Below are 19,905 nucleotides of genomic sequence, written 5' to 3'. Positions count from 1 at the left end.
CGTTACTTCTTGCATAACTAGGTGAAGATTAGAAAATAATGTCCAGATTGAAGTGGCTCATATTTAACGTTATATCATTTAATCAATAGAACAGCATATTTTGTAAGTTAATAGTTGGCTGATTTGCATTTAAGCAAATTATTAAACAAGCCTTTTTCTTATATTACCTGATATAAAGTCTATAGCTGTAACCATTACTATTATACCCAATAATATTATTCCGACTCTACTCCATTGTCTTGCTTCCAGTGCAAAAATTAATGGAGTTCCGATTCCTCCAGCACCAATTATTCCTAGTATTGTTGCTGAACGGACGTTAATTTCAAATCTGTATAAGGAGTATGAAGCGAATTCAGGTAAAACTTGTGGGATAATAGCATACTTTAATTTCTGAAGCCCGTTGGCACCGCAGGATGTTAGAGCTTCATATGGTCCCCAATCTATGTTTTCGATACCTTCTGAATATAGTTTACCAAGCATTCCTATTGAGTGAACCCCTAAAGCTAAAACGCCTGCAAAAGCTCCAGGTCCAACGGCTTTAATGAAGATTATGGCCATTACTATTTCAGGAAAGGTTCTTATAAAACTTAATAGAAACTTACCAGTGCCGCTAATAGCCTTAATCTTACTCATATTTCTAGCAGCCCAAAAGGAAAATGGGATACATAGAAGAGCTGATACAACAGTACCTAATATTGCTATAGCTAGGGTATCTAGTAATCCTCTAAGAAGGTCTTCACCATCTGGAAGATATACATAGTTCCAATCTGGATGGAATAAACCTTTAAATATAGAACTTACTACTTGTCCGGCAGAAGCCTTTATTCCAGTAAACTTAATTCCGGCAAATGCCCATATATATATAACTATTAATATTATTGCTATAATCCATTTTGTAAGTGAATTTTTTAAAGACTTAGGTTTTTCTATCATAATAATTTCTCCCTGATCCTAATACTTATATTATCTATAATAACTACCATAATTAAGGTGGCAATAATTATAGTGCAAGTTTGGTTATATTTAAATAATCCTAGGGTACTATCTAACTGAAGTCCTATTCCTCCAGCACCTACTAAACCCAAAACTGCAGCAGCCCTTACATTAATTTCAAAGGTATATAGAACATAAGAAATAAACTGAGGCATAATTTGAGGGATAACGGAAAAATTAATTATTTGCAGGGTGTTTCCGCCACAAGCAGTTAAAGCTTCCATAGGGCCATCGTCTATACCCTCGATGGATTCATATAATAGCTTTGCCACAAGACCTAGAGAGAAAAAGCTTAATGCAAATATACCTGCAAGAGGTCCTAAACCAAAAGCTGCAACGAATATAGCTGCAAATAATAAATCTGGTATAGTTCTTATTAGATTTAATATTATCCTAGATATAGATAATAGAATCTTTGACTTACATATGTTTCTTGCAGAAAGTAATGCCAAAGGAATTGATAGTATAGCTCCTATGCTTGTACCTATTATAGCCATTCTTATTGTTTCTGCCATAGGATCTATTATCCTAGAAAAGTAGCTCCAATCTGGAGGTAGCATTTCTTTAAAAAGCTTTCCTGTCTCTGGAAGCCCTTTCATAAGCTGTGAAAATGAAGCATCAGTTTTCTTAGCACTTGCAACCATAAGAATAATTATTAATACGACTGTAAGATACATTTTCATATTAGAAGGCTTTTTTAATGTTTGCTCTTTCATTTTTTATCCCCCTAATTTTCAGAAATTTCTTCTGTTTTTCCATTATATATAAAATCAAATATCTCATCAGTAGCTTTTTCTACTGGCCCGTCAAAAACTAGCTTGCCTTCTCTAAAACCTAAAATTCTAGTAGCATATTTTTTCGCTAAATCCACATGATGAAGATTTACGATTGTGGTAATATTCATTTCTTTATTTATTCTTGCGATATCATCCATTACTTGAATAGTGGTAACAGGATCTAAAGATGCTATCGGTTCATCTGCTAGAAGTACTTTTGATTGCTGAGCTAGAGTTCTTGCAATAGCAACTCTTTGCTGCTGACCACCGGATAGTTGATCGGCTCTCATATATGCTTTCTGCTCAATACCAACCTTTTTTAATGACTCAAAAGCTAGTTCTAAGTCTTCCTTAGGAAACATTCCAACTAAAGTTCTTAAAGTTGAATGATAACCAACTCTACCTGCTAAGACATTTTTTAATACAGTAGATCTTTTAACTAGATTAAAGTTTTGAAATATCATTCCTATATCTCTTCTTAAGACTCTGAGTTCCTTTCCTTTAGCCTTAGTGATGGAGTTGCCATTTATTAATATTTCTCCTGAAGATATTTCATTTAGCCTGTTTATTGATCTTAAGAATGTTGATTTTCCAGCTCCAGATAGCCCTACTATTACAACTAGCTCTCCTTCATTGATTGTTACGTTGACATTGTTAAGACCAACTACTCCATTGGGATAGGTTTTTGATACATTTTTAAACTCGATCATAAATTTTACCAACCTTTTCTTAATGATTTTATAAGACACGAACGTTATTAAGATATGTATTAGTCACTATTATATATTATAAATAATATTGCTGTCAGTTAAATTACGAAAAGTATAAATTTAACCTTATTTTAACAATGGGTGACTATTAAATTCAATATAAGAATACTATAATATACCTAGTATTTTCAATAGAACATTATAAATATTTTATTATATTGTAATATATTACATGGCATTATATGAGATATAGCCAATAAAAGTAAAAATATACATATAAAATAAACACGAACATTGTTGCAAAAAAAAGAAAAATAGTTTATGATTTATATGTATTTGTTGGAAGTACAAGCTAATTTTTAATTTTTAAGGAGGAAGTTCCATGAAAAGAAGAATATTAAGTATTGCAGTATGTGCAGCTTTAGCTATGACAGCATTAGCAGGGTGCAGTAGTACTAAGAAGGACGACTCAACAACAGCTAAGGGATATGCACCAAAAGAGTTAAAGGTTCAATTCGTTCCATCACAGAATGCTGAAACTTTAGAAGCTAAGGCAAAACCTTTGGAAAAGCTATTATCAGACAAGCTTGGTATACCAGTAAAGGTAAGCGTATCCACAAGCTATAATACTATAATAGAAGCAATGGCTTCAAAACAAGTAGATATAGGATTTTTACCACCATCAGCATACGTGCTAGCTAAGGAAAAGAATGCCGCTGAAATCTTACTACAAGCTCAAAGATATGGCATAAAACAACCTACTGGTGAAAATACTACAGAACTTGTTAATTCATATAGAGCTATGATAGTTGTTAAAAAGGGATCAAGCATAAAGTCATTAGCTGATTTAAAAGGTAAGAAGATAGCATGGCAAGATGTTACTTCCTCAGCAGGATATATATGGCCAGCAGCTGAAATGAAAAAGGCTGGAGTAGACCCAGAAAAAGATGTTCAAGGTATAAGAGTTAAAGGTCATGATAAGGGTGTATTAGCTGTACTTAATGGAGATGTAGATGCAGCTGCAGTTTTTGAAGATGCAAGAAATACTGTAAAGAAAGATGTACCTGACATATTCGATAAAGTTGAACCAGTATACTTTACACAACCAATTCCAAACGATACTATAAGTATAAGACCAGATATGACTTCTGAGTGGAAAGAAAAGATACAAAACGCTTTCATAGAAATCGGAAAAGACCCAGAAGGAAAGAAGATTGTAACAGAAGTTTATTCACATGTTGGATATGTTAAGTCTGATGATAAGAACTTTGATATAGTAAGAGAATATCAAAAGTTAGCTGAAACTAAGTAATTTAAGTAAATAGATATTAAAAAGCCCCCTAAGGTTGTTATTTAGGGGGCTTTTTACCTGTTATAGGATTATAAATTCAATTTTTAAGTTATGGGCTAATACTGGCCAGATGATGAAGTTATCGGACAAGAATAGCATCTATAACTATCGGTACGTTAACACTGTATCAATTCCTGCATCTACTTTTTTGTTTATTATAGGATTCATCTCTTTTATCACATCAGGATTTGTTATTAGTATAGGGGTTATTAATGAAAACCCTTTACTTTCTATGAATTCTCTATCAATCCTTATAATTGGAGTCCCAGCTTTAACCTTAACGCCTGGCTCCACTAGTCGCTCAAATCCTTCTCCATTTAAAGAAACTGTATCAATTCCTATGTGTACTAGAAGCTCAACTTCTCCTGCAATCTCCATTGCAAAAGCATGGTTAGTTTTGAAAACCAAAGATAGATCTCCGTCAGCTGGAGCCACGAATACATTTCCAATGCTTTCTATAGCTAATCCATCACCAGCCATCTTCTTGGCAAAGACCTCATCTGGAACGTTTGATAAGTCTATTGTAGTGCCTGCAACTGGTGCAAGAACTTTTAAATCTTTCTTTAGGAATTCAAACATAATATACTTCTAACTAATTATATATTAGCTAGAAAAATTCACTTCCTTTCAAAAATATTATGAAAATATCTAATCACTATATTAATAGGAAAAGGCATAAGTTTATAGAAAACTTATGCCTCATTTAACAAAATAAAAATCATTATAATTATATATTACTTAATGGGGTTAGTCAATTGTAAACGATGCTAATTATCTATAATAAATCGCTTTATGTTAAAAATTTTTTATAGAATATTGCATAAGATTGTATAATTAATATAGAATGGTATTATATTACAATAAAAGGAGGAATTGAGTATGTTACCTAAAGAGGTGGTAAGCAAGGTATTATCTCAGGCGTTGAAAAGTGGAGGGGACTTTGCTGAGATTTTTGTTGAAGATACAATAAATAACAATATTATACTGACAGATGGGAAGGTTGATAATATTGTTTCTGGTAGAGATTATGGTATAGGAATAAGAATATTTAAAGGATTCAGAAGTGTTTATGCTTATACAAATGAAAGTAGTTTATCAAGCTTGATTAATGTTGCTAAAAAAGCTGCATATGCTCTTGGAGAATTGAATGATGAATTAGATATAAATTTGAACCTTTACGAAAGAATTAATACTAATATACACCCTATATTGTATGTGCCAGCATCTATAGAGAGTTCAAGGAAGATTGGAAAGATGAGAGAGGCATATAATTCTGCTAAGAGTTATAACAATGAAATAAGTCAAGTTTCTGTAACATATATGGATAAGGATCAAAAGATATTTATAGCTAATAGTGAGGGACTATATACGCAGGATAGGAGAATATGGACAAGATTAGGTATAAGATCAGTGGCAAGCAACGGCGTTGAAAATCAGCTAGGTGGTGAAAATCCAGGTAGAATGATGGGCTTTGAAATGTTTGATGCTATTGATACAGAGTATTATGGGAAAAAAGCCAGTGAAGCTGCTGTCACTATGCTTCATGCTAATTATTGTCCAGCAGGTAAAATGATGGTTGCCATAGAGAATGGTTTTGGAGGAGTTATATTCCATGAGGCTTGTGGTCATTCACTTGAAGCTACATCTGTTGCTAAGGGCAATTCTGTATTTTGTAATAAAATAGGTCAACAGATTGCATCTACAAAGGTAACTGCTATAGATGATGGTACCTTACCAAATCTTTGGGGATCTCTAAATATAGATGATGAAGGAACAGAAACAAAAAAGAAGGTGCTTATCGAGAATGGAATATTAAAGTCCTATATGGTGGATAAGCTGAATGCTAGAAGAATGAAAATGGAGCCTACAGGCAGTGGTAGAAGAGAGTCTTATAAATATGCACCTACATCTAGAATGACCAATACTTATATTGCAAACGGCGATGATAAAAATGAAGATATAATTAAATCAATAGAATATGGATTATATGCAAAAAAGATGGGCGGAGGTTCAGTTAATCCTATCACAGGAGAGTTTAACTTCGCCGTAGCTGAGGGCTATTTAATAAGAAACGGTAAGATATCAGAAGCTGTAAGAGGTGGAAGTCTAATAGGAAAGGGATCTGACATATTAATGGATATAGATATGGTTGGCCAAAACCTTGATCACGGTCAAGGTATGTGTGGTTCCCTAAGTGGGTCTGTACCAACCAATGTAGGTCAACCACTAATAAGAGTAAAACAAATGACTGTTGGTGGAAGATAAGGAGGGATGTAGCATGGATATAAAGGCTTTTAGCAATTTAATATTTAAGAAAGCAGAAGAGGCTAATTTTTCTGAGTATGAAATTTATTACTCAAGTAAAGAAAGCTTAGATATAAAGATATTTGATAGTGAAGTAGACGACTATGGACTGAGTAATACTAGTGGAGTAAGCTTCAGAGGTGTCATAAATGGAAGGATGGGGTATTCATACAGTGAAAGTCTTGATGAAGCCTCAGCAAGTATGATGGTAGAAAAAGCTGAGGAAAATGCTAAACTAATAGAAAATGAAGATAAGGACTTTATATATGGTGGAGCTTCTCAATATGAAGAGGTTCATAGTTATAGCAAAGATATTGATGAATTGACTCCTACTGAACAGATAGATCTAGCTTTAGCATTAGAGAAGAAAACAAAAGGCACTAGTGACCTAATCGAGAAAGTGGCGGAGTGTGAAGTAGATACTAGTAAATCTGAAGTAGCTATAATAAATTCTAAAGGATTAGATTTAAGACATAAGAAAACTACTGTTTTAGCATATGTTGCTGCTGTTACTAAAGACGGAGATGGAATGAAAGACAGTATGTCTTTAAAAATAAAAACTAGCATGGATCAATTGGATCTTGATAGGATAGCTAAAGAGACTTCAGATAATGTAATTTCAAAAGTTGGATCTAAACCTATAAAGTCTGGAAAGTATAAAATACTTATGTCAAACTATATGATGGCTACAATTCTTTCAACGTTCCAAGGCGTTTTTTATGCAGATAATGCTCAGAAAGGCTTATCTTTGCTTAGCAAGAAAGAAGGAGAAATAGTTGCATCCGACGTTGTGACAATTGTTGATGACCCACACTTGGATAAAGGGCCTTACTCTACACCTTTTGATGATGAAGGAGTACCAACTTATAAGAAATCTATAATAGAAAAAGGTCAACTTAAAACTTTACTTCATAATCTGAAAACTTCGTACAAGGATAATGTAAAGAGTACAGGAAATGCATCAAAGGCTTCTTTTTCATCCCCGGTTAATGTTTCAGCTACAAATTTGTATTTGGAAAAGGGGATAAAGAGTTTTGTTGAATTGATAGCTGAAGTAAATAATGGTGTATATATAACTGATCTACAAGGAATGCATTCCGGGGCAAATGCTATAACTGGAGATTTCTCCCTTGCAGCAAATGGTAGAGTTATAAGGGGTGGAAAGCTGTGTGAAGCTATCGATCAAATAACTTTAGCTGGAAATTTCTTTGAATTACTAAAGGCTATAGAAGAAGTAGGGGATGATATGGATTTTTACTATTCCAATACAGCAAGTCCTTCGGTTATAGTAAAGGAGCTATCAATAGCAGGTCTATAATTAAATATGAATATATCGTATTTGAAAACTTTCTTACTATAGTTTAGAAATGTTAGATTAGAAAAAGCCACTGAAGATCAATTCAGTGGCTTTTTCAAAATTATAGTTTAGTAGTTTATTAAAATTGAAGCTGAACATTATATTCTTTCAACCATATATTTAATTGAATCAAGTAAGCAATCAGCTGAGGACCTGTCATAAGTTGACCATACCAAGGGGTTTTGTAAGAGTCACCTTTTGTAGATACTATCTCCTGAATTTTTTTCTTATCAATTAGGTTTAGTATAGGAGAAGATTTATCATTTAGTATTTCAGCCATGGCATTACAAACTAAGGATGTATAGATTGGATTATGGGTCTTTGGGTAAGGGCTCTTTTTTCTATAAACTATTTCGTCGGGCAATATTCCTTTTAAAGATTTTCTTAATAGACCTTTTTCTCTGTTGTCAGCAAATTTAATTTTTTGAGGTAAATTAAAGGCATATTGTACTAGACGATAATCAGCAAAAGGAACCCTGACTTCAAGACTATTCGACATACTCATTCTATCTTTTCTATTCAAAAGATTAACCATAAACCACTTAATGTTTAAGTAGAATAATTCTCTCATCCTAAAATCTAGTTTGTTTTCATGATCTAAGTGAGGCACCTGTTTTAGAGTATCTAGGTATTCCTGTTGTGTTTTATCTTCTATAGGTAAGGATTTTAATTCATCAGATAGAAGTGATTTTCTATCTGTTACAAATCTTGACCATGGAAAAGTTGGTGCATTTATAAGCTCTTCATTAGTATACCATGGATAACCACCAAATAACTCATCTGCACATTCACCTGATAGAGCAATAACGAATCCTTTTCGTATTTCTTTTGAGAACAAATATAGAGATGAGTCTATATCTGCCATTCCTGGAAGATCTCTAGCTATTACCGCATCTTTTAGAGCGTCTATTAGGTTTTTGTGATCTAAAGTTACTGTTTCATGTTTACTACTAATGAATTTTGCCATTTCTAAAGCCCAGTATTGGTCAGATGTAGGTTGGAACAAAGAAGATTTAAAATATTTTTCATTGTCTTCATAATCTATAGAGTAGGTTGTTAGAGTTTTTCCTTTATCATTATATTCTTTAGCTGCTATTGCAGATATAGCAGAGGAATCCAGTCCTCCAGATAAGAAAGTACAAAGTGGAACATCACCAACTAATTGCCTTTTTATAGCATCTACAAGAAGTGATTTCAGATGTTCGGAAGCCTGGTTTTCTGTTTCTGTAAAGTCCTCTGCAGATACCTTCCAATACTCTTTTATATTTATTCCTTCTGGAGTTACTATAACATAGTTAGCTGGAGCTACTTCTTTTATATCTTTATATATACCGCTTCCAGGAGAACTAGCAGGACCTAAAGCGAATATTTCGGTTAGTCCATCTTTATCCACCACTGGATCTATATAAGGGTGTGCTAGCAGAGTCTTTATCTCTGAACCAAAGATGAATGAATCTCCCTTTATACTGTAGAATAAAGGCTTTACTCCTAAAGGATCCCTTGCTAAGAATACTCTATTTTCCTTTTGATCATATATTGCAAATGCAAATATTCCATTTAATTTAGAAATACAATCTATGCCCCAACAAATATATGAAGTAAGTAAAACTTCTGTATCAGAATAAGAATCAAATTTGAACCCTTGATTCAATAACTCAGTTCTTAAATCTTCTGTATTGTATAATTCTCCATTGTATATTAAAGTATAATGGTTGTTTTCTATAGTTTTGACCATTGGTTGCTTTCCACCCTCTGGGTCTACAACTACTAATCTTCTATGACCAAACATAACATTATTAATTTCATAATATCCGAAGCTGTCAGGGCCTCTTAATTTTAATGTATCAGTCATAGATTCTATTACATGGTGCTGTTTAGAAATATCATTTTTAAAATTTACCCAACCAGCGATTCCACACAAAATTATCACCTTCATAAATAGTATTATTTTTTATAGTATGTTTAAAAGTTCTTATTAGTTACCTGTAGTTATTGAGATTGATGAAAATTATAAGTTTAATCCATTGTATAAAAAGCCTTTCATATTGGAAGTTGGTTTGTGGATGGTGATAACAGTACCAGGCGTATCAATTGGTGGAATATGTTGAAATATAGAGAAATATATACTATTGGACAAGTATATCGTCTAGATAAGAAATTAGGTAGTCCTTTATGTTATATGATGTGTTATCATAGTCTATGTCGCTGGAACACAAAGCGACAAAGCACAGAAATTTAAGTTTAAGTTTTAAATAAAATTTTAAAATAAATTTAAAAAGTATGTTGACAAAGAAATCTTACGGTGGTAAGATAAATGAGCTGTCAGAAATACAGCAAAATAACTTGGTCTTTGAAAATTAAACAGAGTAAAATAAACAAAGTCTAAAACTAGACTTAAACCAGCAATTCTTTTGAAAAAAGACTTACTAAGTAAGTAAGCTATGATTAAACTTTAAATTGAGAGTTTGATCCTGGCTCAGGACGAACGCTGGCGGCGTGCCTAACACATGCAAGTCGAGCGGAGAAAGTTCTTCGGAACTTTCTTAGCGGCGGACGGGTGAGTAACACGTGGGTAACCTGCCTTATAGAGGGGGATAGCCTTCCGAAAGGAAGATTAATACCGCATAACATTTTCGTTTCGCATGAAATGAAAATCAAAGGAGCAATCCGCTATAAGATGGACCCGCGGCGCATTAGCTAGTTGGTAAGGTAATGGCTCACCAAGGCGACGATGCGTAGCCGACCTGAGAGGGTGATCGGCCACATTGGAACTGAGATACGGTCCAGACTCCTACGGGAGGCAGCAGTGGGGAATATTGCACAATGGGGGAAACCCTGATGCAGCAACGCCGCGTGAGTGATGAAGGCCTTCGGGTTGTAAAGCTCTGTCTTTGGGGACGATAATGACGGTACCCAAGGAGGAAGCCACGGCTAACTACGTGCCAGCAGCCGCGGTAATACGTAGGTGGCAAGCGTTGTCCGGATTTACTGGGCGTAAAGGGAGCGTAGGTGGATGTTTAAGTGGGATGTGAAATACCTGGGCTTAACTTGGGTGCTGCATTCCAAACTGGATATCTAGAGTGCAGGAGAGGAAAGTGGAATTCCTAGTGTAGCGGTGAAATGCGTAGAGATTAGGAAGAACACCAGTGGCGAAGGCGACTTTCTGGACTGTAACTGACACTGAGGCTCGAAAGCGTGGGGAGCAAACAGGATTAGATACCCTGGTAGTCCACGCCGTAAACGATGGATACTAGGTGTGGGGTTTCAACACCTCCGTGCCGCCGTTAACACAATAAGTATCCCGCCTGGGGAGTACGGTCGCAAGATTAAAACTCAAAGGAATTGACGGGGGCCCGCACAAGCAGCGGAGCATGTGGTTTAATTCGAAGCAACGCGAAGAACCTTACCTAGACTTGACATCTCCTGAATTACCCTTAACCGGGGAAGTCGGTACCTTTGGTATCGACAGGAAGACAGGTGGTGCATGGTTGTCGTCAGCTCGTGTCGTGAGATGTTGGGTTAAGTCCCGCAACGAGCGCAACCCTTATTGTTAGTTGCTACCATTTAGTTGAGCACTCTAGCGAGACTGCCCGGGTTAACCGGGAGGAAGGTGGGGATGACGTCAAATCATCATGCCCCTTATGTCTAGGGCTACACACGTGCTACAATGGCAAGTACAAAGAGATGCAAGACCGTGAGGTGGAGCAAATCTCAAAAACTTGTCCCAGTTCGGATTGTAGGCTGAAACTCGCCTACATGAAGCCGGAGTTGCTAGTAATCGCGAATCAGCATGTCGCGGTGAATACGTTCCCGGGCCTTGTACACACCGCCCGTCACACCATGAGAGTTGGCAATACCCGAAGTCTGTGAGCTAACCCGTAAGGGAGGCAGCAGCCGAAGGTAGGGTCAGCGATTGGGGTGAAGTCGTAACAAGGTAGCCGTAGGAGAACCTGCGGCTGGATCACCTCCTTTCTATGGAGAAATTATTAAGTACTGATGCATTTCAGGCTTAATATACACGAATTCTGGTTGTTATTTACTCTGTTTAATTTTGAGATACCAAGTATCTCAGATTGTTCTTTGAAAATTGCACATAAGTTAAAGTAAAGATATTTACTAATTCTTTGTAATATAAATACTGACAAAAATGCACGCTAGTATTAAAGTCAGTAACTGGTTTGTTCAAATGCAAAGTATGCTGTTAATCTATAATAGTACAAACGCACAAGTGCGAACAGTACATCTATAGTTGAAACGCAGAATTTGCGAAGCAAATTGGAGTGGCATTAGAATCAAGCAATACGAGGAACCGACGAACGAGCCACGGAGCTTACTTCAGGTAAGTGAGTAGCGTAGTGAGGAAGGTGACGAAGTAGTGCGCAGATTATAATGACACGACATTAGGTCAAGTTACAAAGGGCGTATGGTGAATGCCTTGGCATCAAGAGCCGAAGAAGGACGTGACAAGCTGCGATAAGCTTTGGGTAGGCGCAAATAGCCTGTGATCCAAAGATCTCCGAATGAGGAAACTCACGTAGGTAACCCTACGTATCTTATAGTGAATAAATAGCTATAGGAGGGTAAACCTAGGGAACTGAAACATCTAAGTACCTAGAGGAAGAGAAAGAAAAATCGATTCCGTCAGTAGCGGCGAGCGAAATCGGAAGAGCCCAAACCAAAGATTTATCTTTGGGGTTGCGGACAGAACATAAATGTGGTGGCTATTGTAATTGAAGATATCTGGAAAGATACACCGTAGAAGGTAATAGTCCTGTAAGTGAAACAAGAAGACCATAGTTCTGCTCCAGAGTACCACGAGACACGTGAAACCTTGTGGGAAGCAGGGAGGACCACCTCCCAAGGCTAAATACTACTTGATGACCGATAGTGAAGAAGTACCGTGAGGGAAAGGTGAAAAGAACCCCGGGAGGGGAGTGAAATAGAACCTGAAACCGTATGCCTACAACCGATCAGAGCACCATATGTGTGTGATGATGTGCTTTTTGTAGAACGAGCCAACGAGTTACGGTATGTAGCGAGGTTAAGTACTTAAGGTACGGAGCCGAAGGGAAACCGAGTCTGAATAGGGCGAATAGTTGCATGCCGTAGACCCGAAACCGGGTGACCTATCCATGGCCAGGTTGAAGCGAAGGTAAAACTTCGTGGAGGACCGAACCACGTTGGTGTTGAAAAACCATGGGATGAGCTGTGGATAGCGGAGAAATTCCAATCGAACTCGGAGATAGCTGGTTCTCCCCGAAATAGCTTTAGGGCTAGCGTCGGATATGACTAATGGAGGTAGAGCACTGAATGGGCTAGGGGGCATATCGCTTACTGAACCTTATCAAACTCCGAATGCCATATAGTATTAGTCCGGCAGTCAGACTGCGAATGATAAGATCCGTAGTCAAAAGGGAAACAGCCCAGATCGTCAGCTAAGGTCCCAAAGTATAAGTTAAGTGGAAAAGGATGTGGGATTTCTAAGACAACTAGGATGTTGGCTTAGAAGCAGCCACTCATTAAAAGAGTGCGTAATAGCTCACTAGTCGAGAGATCCTGCGCCGAAGATGTTCGGGGCTCAAACTTATCACCGAAGCTACGGCTAGTAGATTTAATCTACTGGGGTAGGGGAGCGTCGTAATCGGGCTGAAGTCGTACCGTAAGGAGCGGTGGACTGATTACGAGTGAGTATGTTGGCATTAGTAGCGAGAACTAGGTGAGAATCCCTAGTGGCCGAAAACCTAAGGTTTCCTCAGGAAGGCTCGTCCGCTGAGGGTTAGTCGGGACCTAAGCCGAGGCCGAAAGGCGTAGGTGATGGACAATCGGTTGATATTCCGATACCACTGCAAATCGTTATTACCGATGGAGTGACGCAGGAAGATAGAGTGTGCTAGCTATTGGATGCTAGTCTAAGCACTTAGACATGCAAGTAGGCAAATCCGCTTGCTAAGTTAAGGTGTGATGGGGAAGGCCCTTGTGGCTGAAGTACTTGATTCTACGCTGCCAAGAAAAGCTTCTAGGGAGAAATGTAGTGCCCGTACCGCAAACCGACACAGGTAGGTGAGGAGAGAATCCTAAGGCCGGCGGAAGAATTACAGTTAAGGAACTCGGCAAATTGACCCCGTAACTTCGGGAGAAGGGGTGCCTACGAGAGTAGGTCGCAGAGAATAGGCCCAAGCAACTGTTTAGCAAAAACACAGGTCTCTGCTAAAGCGAAAGCTGATGTATAGGGGCTGACGCCTGCCCGGTGCTGGAAGGTTAAGGGGAATCGTTAGCGGTAACGCGAAGCGGTGAACTTAAGCCCCAGTAAACGGCGGCCGTAACTATAACGGTCCTAAGGTAGCGAAATTCCTTGTCAGGTAAGTTCTGACCCGCACGAATGGCGTAATGACTTGGGCACTGTCTCAACTGTAAATCCGGCGAAGTTGTAGTGCAAGTGAAGATGCTTGCTACCCGCGATTGGACGGAAAGACCCCGTAGAGCTTTACTGTAGCTTAGCATTGAGTTTCGGTATTGTCTGTACAGGATAGGTGGGAGACTGGGAAACATCCTCGTTAGGGGATGTGGAGTCGACCTTGGGATACCACCCTGACAGTACTGGGATTCTAACCGGGCACCATGAAGCTGGTGACGGGACATTGTTAGGTGGGCAGTTTGACTGGGGCGGTCGCCTCCAAAAAAAGTAACGGAGGCGCCCAAAGGTTCCCTCAGAACGGTCGGAAATCGTTCGTAGAGTGCAAAGGCAGAAGGGAGCCTGACTGCGACACTTACAAGTGGAGCAGGGACGAAAGTCGGGCTTAGTGATCCGGTGGTACCTCGTGGGAGGCCATCGCTCAACGGATAAAAGCTACCTCGGGGATAACAGGCTGATCTCCCCAAGAGTCCACATCGACGGGGAGGTTTGGCACCTCGATGTCGGCTCGTCGCATCCTGGGGCTGAAGTAGGTCCCAAGGGTTGGGCTGTTCGCCCATTAAAGCGGCACGCGAGCTGGGTTCAGAACGTCGTGAGACAGTTCGGTCCCTATCCGTCGCGGGCGTAGGAAATTTGAGAGGAGCTGTCCTTAGTACGAGAGGACCGGGATGGACTGACCTCTGGTGCACCAGTTGTTCCGCCAGGAGCATAGCTGGGTAGCTACGTCGGGAAGGGATAAACGCTGAAAGCATCTAAGCGTGAAGCCCACCTCAAGATTAGATTTCCCATAGCGTAAGCTAGTAAGATCCCTCGAAGAACACGAGGTTGATAGGTCGGAGGTGTAAGCATGGTAACATGTTCAGCTGACCGATACTAATAGATCGAGGGCTTGACCAAAACAAATATTACAAAGTAAACTTAAGTGCAATTTTGAAAGAATAATCTTTCAATATCTAGTGATGATGCGTCTAAGGGTTACACCCGTACCCATACCGAACACGAAGGTTAAGACTTAGACGGCTGATGGTACTGCATGGGCGACTGTGTGGGAGAGTAAGTGGTCGCTAGGTAATTATGCACCATTAGCTCAGTTGGTAGAGCACCTGACTCTTAATCAGGGTGCCCCGGGTTCGAGTCCCTGATGGTGCACCACTAAAGACTTCACAATAGTGAAGTCTTTTTTGCTGTTTTGGGAAGGCAGGTGCGTAAAAAAGCTTACTGAAGAAGGTCGTTTCATCGACTTTTTTTATGTAGAAATTTCATATCGAATCTTTAAAATATAGGTTGTGTTTAATAATTTAAAGAAAGTACTTTTGACAGAGCTAAAATATATTATGTATGTGGTATATATTGATAAGTAAATAAAATATAAATAGTAGTACATATTTTATTGAGGTTTATTGATTATGATAGATGACATGAAAGAATGTAATGAAAACTTAATAGGTATTGATAAATATACTACACAAGAAGAAATAGCCATATATCTAAAGCAAGTATACAATAGATGTTTAGAAGATTTAGAAAGATTAGAGAAAGAAATAAAAGCTGATTATCAGCAATTTAACGATATTGGGCAGGTAGAAGAAGATAACATAAAGAAATATAAAGCTATAAAGACAAATAAGAAAAAGTTATTAAAACGAATAGAAGAAAGTAGAGAAAATCTAAATAGAGTTAAAGATATGATAAAAAAACTTTAGAAACATATATATAAGTTTACTTTTTTGTTGACAAAGTTCTATAATACAGGTATAATATATAATTGTTAATGCAATTATTTTATATCTAGTGATGATGCGTCTAAGGGTTACACCCGTACCCATACCGAACACGAAGGTTAAGACTTAGACGGCTGATGGTACTGCATGGGTGACTGTGTGGGAGAGTAAGTGGTCGCTAGGTAATATGCCCCATCAAGTATTTGATGGGGCATTAACTTTATTGAATTTAATATAGCTTATTTCAGAGAATAAAAAGGCATGTTTAAAATATAGTAGATTTTAAACATGTCTTTTGTTTTTTAGAGAATTATATAAATTATAGCAAATAAATAATAAAGAGCTTTTTTTATTATGTATCTCAATGAGAAGTAATTATTTATAGAAACTTCTCAATCTATGTTTAACAATAGTGGATATAAAAAATCATTAATGAAAAAATAGATAAGAGCTACTTATTTTAGTTACAGTTAATTAAAACCGTTGGAATAAATAAGAAAAGTGAGCAATAAAAATCAAAACTAAGCATAATAACTAATTAATGCAGAAATAATATGATTATTTTTGAATTAATTTGATTATTTACTGTTGACTTTGTAAATGTTATCATATAAAATATAATCAAACAAGCAAATACAGTCAAAAGTAATCATATATGATCGGAATTGAATAAAGAGGATGTGTAACTGGTTATGTTTGCAGAAGAAAGACAACAAAAGATATTAGATATATTAAATTCTAAAAGTAGTATAAAGGTCATGGATATAGCTGAATTATTGAATGTATCTGAATCTACAATAAGAAGAGACCTTCAAGAACTAGAAGAGAAGAATCTTTTGATGAGAACTCATGGTGGTGCAGTGGGGATATATAACAGAACAAATTTTGAACCATCTTTTGTAGATAAACAGGATGAAAAAATTGATCAAAAAATTAGTATTGCAGAAGTTGCTAGTATGATGATTGAAGATGGTGACACAATAATATTAGATTCTGGTACTACAACTTTAGAAATAGCTAAAAGAATTAGAAGTAGGAATATAACAGTAATAACAAACTCTATAGATATAGCTTCAGAACTTTCTAATAAGGAAGGAATAGAAATCATAGTAACTGGTGGAAGTTTAAGATCAAATACTAGAGCTATGGTTGGTCATCTAACAGAGGCTGTAATTAAGAATTTTAGAGTTGATAAAGCTTTTGTTGGTGCAAATGGTATATCCATAGAGGATGGAGTAACAACTCCCAATTTTATTGAAGCACAAACAAAGAAAACAATGATTAATTATGCTAGCAAGGTAATTATAGTTGCCGATAGTACTAAGTTTAACAATGTATCATTTTCTATAATATGTCCTATAAAAGCTGTTAGTATGATTATAACAAGCAGAGATATTGAGCAAAATATAATAAAAGAATATTCAGAAGTAGGTGTGGATATAGTAACTGCTTAAGATAAGGGAGGTGAGAATATGGTAATAACAGTAACGCTTAACCCAGCAATGGATAAAACTCTTATAATAGATGATTTTAAGTTAGGAGCTGTTAATAGAACCTCAGATATTAGATACGACATAGGTGGAAAAGGTATAAATGTATCAAAGGTGTTGAAGAATTTTGGTATAGAGTCTTTAGCTTTAGGTTTCTTAGGAGGAACATGGAAAAATAGTTTCGAGAAGGAACTGGATAGAAGAGGTGTAGGACATAAGTTTATAAACATTGAGGCAAGTACTAGAACTAATACAAAAGTTGTAGATAGAAAAAATAATGTTTATACAGATATAAATGAGGCTGGACCAATAATAGCTGAAACTGAATTAAAACAGTTTGTGGATTTGTATAGTGAGAGCTGTTCCCAAGGGGATATAGTTGTGCTATCAGGAGGTATCCCATCAAGTGTACCTAAGGATATATATGGTACTTTAATTAAGATAGCTAAAAGTAAAGGTGCAATAACAATACTAGATGCTGAAGGAGAATTACTAGCTAATGGATTAAAAGAAAAACCATATGCTATAAAACCCAATAATCATGAATTATCTTTACTATTTAATAAATCAATAGATAATCTAGATCAAATAATAGATTCATGTAGGGAAATAAAAGCACAGGGAGTTGAAAACATCTTAGTTTCAATGGGATCAGAAGGTGCAACTTATATATCTGGCGATAAGAAATATTTTGCAAAGGGCTTAAAGGTACCAGTTAGAAGTACTGTTGGAGCTGGAGATTCAATGGTAGCAGCATTAGTTTATTCTATAGTAAATAATTTAGATATAAAGGAAACACTTATATTTGCTCAAGCGTGTGGTGCAGTTACAGTTACATTAGAAGGAACAGAAGCTTGCAAACTTAGTGATGTAGAAGCAATTATGGAAAGAGTAAGGGAAAATATTAAGGAGGTTTAATCATGGCAACTAAGGATATGTTTACTAAAAATAGAGTGTGCTTCGATATGAAGTCAAAGGGAAAGATGGAGGCTTTAGATGAGCTTATTGACATACTAGTAAAAGACGGAGTTATAAATGATAGCAAAGTTTTTAAAGAGGCTGTATTAAAGAGAGAAGAAGAGTTTTCTACAGGGATAGGAATGGGAATTGCAATACCTCATGGAAAAAGCAAATCTGTTAATGTTGCATCTATAGCATTTGGAAAAAGTAAAGATGGTGTTGACTATGATTCAATGGATGGAGAGCCAGCACATTTATTCTTTTTGATAGCTGTACCAGAAGAATCAAGTGATGTTCACTTAAGAGCACTTAGTGAGATATCAAGAAAACTTATGCATTCTGATGTAAGAGAATCTTTAATGAATTGTAGTAGTTTCGATGAATTTATAAAAGTATTTGAATAAAATAAAAAAATAGGAGGTATTATTATGAAATTAGTAGCTATAACATCTTGTCCAACTGGTATTGCACATACATATATGGCGGCAGAAGCATTACAAATGGCTGCTAAGGATCTAGGGCACGACATAAAAGTCGAAACCCAAGGGTCTGTAGGCGCTGAAAACGTTATAAATCAAGAGGATTTGAGATCTGCAAGTGCTGTAATAATTGCAGCTGATACGAATGTAGATAAGAGTAGATTTAAAGGTATGCCTCTAATAGAGGTATCTGTAAAGGATGCTATAAAAGATCCTAAAGGTCTTATACAAAGGGCATTATCAGCTAAACCTAGTCAGACATCAAGAAATGAAGCAGCAACTAATACTAAAAATGAAGAGAAAGAAACTAAGAACGGTGCTTATAAACATCTAATGAATGGTGTATCATTCATGATACCATTTGTAGTAGCTGGTGGTATACTTATAGCTTTATCATTTGCTTTTGGTATAAAGGCATTCCAAGTAAAAGGATCATTTGCAGAAGCGTTGTTTAGAATCGGAGCAAACGGAGCATTTAGTTTCTTAGTTCCTATACTTGCTGGATATATTGCTTATTCAATAGCTGATAGACCTGGTCTAGTTCCTGGTATGGTTGGTGGTTACTTAGCGTCAAACATAGGTGCTGGTTTCCTAGGCGGATTAATAGCCGGTTTCTTAGCTGGTTATACAGTATATTACTTAAAGAAGTTTATAAAGTTACCAAAATCCTTAGAAGGATTAATGCCGGTTTTTGTATTACCTGTTTTATCAACACTTATTGTAGGACTTATAATGATATATGTACTTGGTAATCCAGTGAAAGCTATAAATGATGCATTAACTGGATGGTTAAATAGCTTAAGTGGTGCAAATGCAATATTACTTGGAACAATAATCGGATTAATGATGGCTTTCGATATGGGAGGTCCTCTAAACAAAGCAGCATATACTTTCGGTGTTGCAACAATATCTCAAGGTCAACCTTCAGCAATAATGGCAGCAGTAATGGCTGCTGGTATGGTTCCACCACTTGCTGTAGCATTAGCAACAGTATTAGCAAAGAACAAGTTTACTAATCAAGAAAGAGAAGCAGGAAAAGCAGCTTGGGCATTGGGTGCAGCGTTCATAACAGAGGGTGCTATACCATTTGCAGCAGCAGATCCATTAAGAGTTATACCTTCTATAATGGTTGGTTCAGCTTTAACTGGTGCACTATCAATGCTATTTAAATGCACACTTGCAGTACCTCATGGAGGATTATTTGTATTCTTTATACCACATGCAGTTGGCAATGTAGTTATGTATGTTTTATCTATACTAATAGGAGCAGCTGTAGGCGGAGTAATTCTTTCATCTGTTAAAAAGAGTTCATCAAAGTAATTAAATAAAAAGTATAAAGGGGCTGTCGCACT

13 protein-coding genes, 1 tRNA gene and 4 rRNA genes are annotated in these 19,905 nt (G+C 36.8%); 13 read left to right on the top strand and 5 right to left on the bottom strand.

The window, feature by feature from the left end:
- Positions 1 to 141: 141 nt before the first annotated feature.
- Genes phnE (C1I91_RS00200) through phnC form a run of 3 tightly spaced genes read right to left on the bottom strand, consistent with a single transcriptional unit; the run spans position 142 to position 2,479 of the window.
- Positions 142 to 933: a phosphonate ABC transporter, permease protein PhnE gene (phnE, locus tag C1I91_RS00200; protein ID WP_128210687.1), complete on the bottom strand. Its 792-nt coding sequence runs from the start codon at positions 931 to 933 to the stop codon at positions 142 to 144.
- Positions 930 to 1,709, bottom strand: coding sequence for a phosphonate ABC transporter, permease protein PhnE (phnE, locus tag C1I91_RS00195; protein ID WP_128210686.1), 780 nt, complete (start codon positions 1,707 to 1,709; stop codon positions 930 to 932). Before phnE (C1I91_RS00195) ends, phnE (C1I91_RS00200) begins: the two co-directional genes overlap by 4 nt.
- An 11-nt stretch (positions 1,710 to 1,720) precedes the next feature.
- Complete coding sequence (phnC, locus tag C1I91_RS00190) at positions 1,721 to 2,479, bottom strand: phosphonate ABC transporter ATP-binding protein (RefSeq protein WP_128210685.1); 759 nt, start codon at positions 2,477 to 2,479, stop codon at positions 1,721 to 1,723.
- 382 nt (positions 2,480 to 2,861) lie between these two features.
- On the opposite strand from phnC, the gene C1I91_RS00185 reads away from it, so the two are divergent.
- A complete protein-coding gene (locus tag C1I91_RS00185) occupies positions 2,862 to 3,791 on the top strand; it encodes a phosphate/phosphite/phosphonate ABC transporter substrate-binding protein (RefSeq protein WP_128210684.1) in 930 nt (309 codons plus the stop codon).
- Positions 3,792 to 3,935: 144 nt separating this feature from the next.
- Here the strand turns inward: C1I91_RS00185 and C1I91_RS00180 are convergent, their stop codons facing one another.
- The gene (locus C1I91_RS00180; RefSeq protein WP_128210683.1) at positions 3,936 to 4,409 is read right to left on the bottom strand and encodes a PTS sugar transporter subunit IIA; all 474 of its coding nucleotides are present in this window, start codon (positions 4,407 to 4,409) and stop codon (positions 3,936 to 3,938) included.
- A 300-nt stretch (positions 4,410 to 4,709) separates the two neighbouring features.
- Here C1I91_RS00180 and C1I91_RS00175 point away from each other — a divergent pair, with 300 nt between their 5' ends.
- Positions 4,710 to 6,095, top strand: coding sequence for a TldD/PmbA family protein (locus C1I91_RS00175; protein ID WP_128210682.1), 1,386 nt, complete (start codon positions 4,710 to 4,712; stop codon positions 6,093 to 6,095).
- A gap of 13 nt (positions 6,096 to 6,108) precedes the next feature.
- On the top strand, positions 6,109 to 7,452 hold the full coding sequence (locus C1I91_RS00170) for a TldD/PmbA family protein (RefSeq protein WP_128210681.1): 1,344 nt from the start codon (positions 6,109 to 6,111) through the stop codon (positions 7,450 to 7,452).
- 118 nt (positions 7,453 to 7,570) lie between these two features.
- Here the strand turns inward: C1I91_RS00170 and asnB are convergent, their stop codons facing one another.
- Positions 7,571 to 9,412 carry an asparagine synthase (glutamine-hydrolyzing) gene (gene asnB, locus C1I91_RS00165; RefSeq protein WP_128215868.1) on the bottom strand — a complete coding sequence of 614 codons (1,842 nt, stop codon included), beginning with the start codon at positions 9,410 to 9,412 and terminating at the stop codon, positions 7,571 to 7,573.
- Positions 9,413 to 9,944: 532 nt separating this feature from the next.
- Here asnB and C1I91_RS00160 point away from each other — a divergent pair.
- From C1I91_RS00160 to C1I91_RS00115, 10 genes are all read left to right on the top strand, one after another.
- Positions 9,945 to 11,463: ribosomal RNA gene (locus C1I91_RS00160) — 16S ribosomal RNA — on the top strand.
- Positions 11,464 to 11,894: 431 nt separating this feature from the next.
- Positions 11,895 to 14,800 (top strand): 23S ribosomal RNA (locus C1I91_RS00155).
- 55 nt (positions 14,801 to 14,855) lie between these two features.
- Positions 14,856 to 14,973, top strand: a 5S ribosomal RNA gene (gene rrf, locus C1I91_RS00150).
- A 6-nt stretch (positions 14,974 to 14,979) separates the two neighbouring features.
- A tRNA-Lys gene (locus tag C1I91_RS00145) sits at positions 14,980 to 15,055 on the top strand.
- A 254-nt stretch (positions 15,056 to 15,309) separates the two neighbouring features.
- The gene (locus tag C1I91_RS00140; protein ID WP_128210680.1) at positions 15,310 to 15,606 is read left to right on the top strand and encodes a hypothetical protein; all 297 of its coding nucleotides are present in this window, start codon (positions 15,310 to 15,312) and stop codon (positions 15,604 to 15,606) included.
- Between the two features lie 84 nt (positions 15,607 to 15,690).
- A 5S ribosomal RNA gene (gene rrf / locus C1I91_RS00135) occupies positions 15,691 to 15,808 on the top strand.
- Together the 16S, 23S and 5S rRNA genes with 1 tRNA gene alongside form the textbook arrangement of a ribosomal RNA operon.
- 508 nt (positions 15,809 to 16,316) lie before the next feature.
- Positions 16,317 to 17,078, top strand: coding sequence for a DeoR/GlpR family DNA-binding transcription regulator (locus tag C1I91_RS00130; protein ID WP_128210679.1), 762 nt, complete (start codon positions 16,317 to 16,319; stop codon positions 17,076 to 17,078).
- Between the two features lie 18 nt (positions 17,079 to 17,096).
- Complete coding sequence (pfkB, locus tag C1I91_RS00125; protein WP_128210678.1) at positions 17,097 to 18,032, top strand: 1-phosphofructokinase; 936 nt, start codon at positions 17,097 to 17,099, stop codon at positions 18,030 to 18,032.
- A 2-nt stretch (positions 18,033 to 18,034) separates the two neighbouring features.
- Positions 18,035 to 18,478 carry a PTS sugar transporter subunit IIA gene (locus C1I91_RS28660; RefSeq protein ID WP_128210677.1) on the top strand — a complete coding sequence of 148 codons (444 nt, stop codon included), beginning with the start codon at positions 18,035 to 18,037 and terminating at the stop codon, positions 18,476 to 18,478.
- Positions 18,479 to 18,502: 24 nt separating this feature from the next.
- Complete coding sequence (locus tag C1I91_RS00115; RefSeq protein WP_128210676.1) at positions 18,503 to 19,873, top strand: PTS fructose transporter subunit IIC; 1,371 nt, start codon at positions 18,503 to 18,505, stop codon at positions 19,871 to 19,873.
- Positions 19,874 to 19,905: the final 32 nt, after the last annotated feature.

It is taken from the genome of Clostridium manihotivorum, from assembly GCF_004015185.1.
GTDB lineage: Bacteria > Bacillota > Clostridia > Clostridiales > Clostridiaceae > Clostridium_AR > Clostridium_AR manihotivorum.
The sequence above is the reverse complement of the archived record's forward strand: the minus strand, read 5'-3'. Positions and strand labels throughout refer to the sequence as shown.

Bases quoted from the DNA above. Each gene is read 5' to 3' on its own strand.
- C1I91_RS00185 (WP_128210684.1), top strand. From the start codon at position 2,862: ATGAAAAGAAGAATATTAAGTATTGCAGTATGTGCAGCTTTAGCTATG.
- C1I91_RS00130 (WP_128210679.1), top strand. From the start codon at position 16,317: ATGTTTGCAGAAGAAAGACAACAAAAGATATTAGATATATTAAATTCT.
- C1I91_RS00140 (WP_128210680.1), top strand. From the start codon at position 15,310: ATGATAGATGACATGAAAGAATGTAATGAAAACTTAATAGGTATTGAT.
- phnC (WP_128210685.1), bottom strand. From the start codon at position 2,479: ATGATCGAGTTTAAAAATGTATCAAAAACCTATCCCAATGGAGTAGTT.
- C1I91_RS28660 (WP_128210677.1), top strand. From the start codon at position 18,035: ATGGCAACTAAGGATATGTTTACTAAAAATAGAGTGTGCTTCGATATG.
- phnE (WP_128210686.1), bottom strand. From the start codon at position 1,709: ATGAAAGAGCAAACATTAAAAAAGCCTTCTAATATGAAAATGTATCTT.
- C1I91_RS00170 (WP_128210681.1), top strand. From the start codon at position 6,109: ATGGATATAAAGGCTTTTAGCAATTTAATATTTAAGAAAGCAGAAGAG.
- C1I91_RS00180 (WP_128210683.1), bottom strand. From the start codon at position 4,409: ATGTTTGAATTCCTAAAGAAAGATTTAAAAGTTCTTGCACCAGTTGCA.
- C1I91_RS00115 (WP_128210676.1), top strand. From the start codon at position 18,503: ATGAAATTAGTAGCTATAACATCTTGTCCAACTGGTATTGCACATACA.
- phnE (WP_128210687.1), bottom strand. From the start codon at position 933: ATGATAGAAAAACCTAAGTCTTTAAAAAATTCACTTACAAAATGGATT.
- pfkB (WP_128210678.1), top strand. From the start codon at position 17,097: ATGGTAATAACAGTAACGCTTAACCCAGCAATGGATAAAACTCTTATA.
- C1I91_RS00175 (WP_128210682.1), top strand. From the start codon at position 4,710: ATGTTACCTAAAGAGGTGGTAAGCAAGGTATTATCTCAGGCGTTGAAA.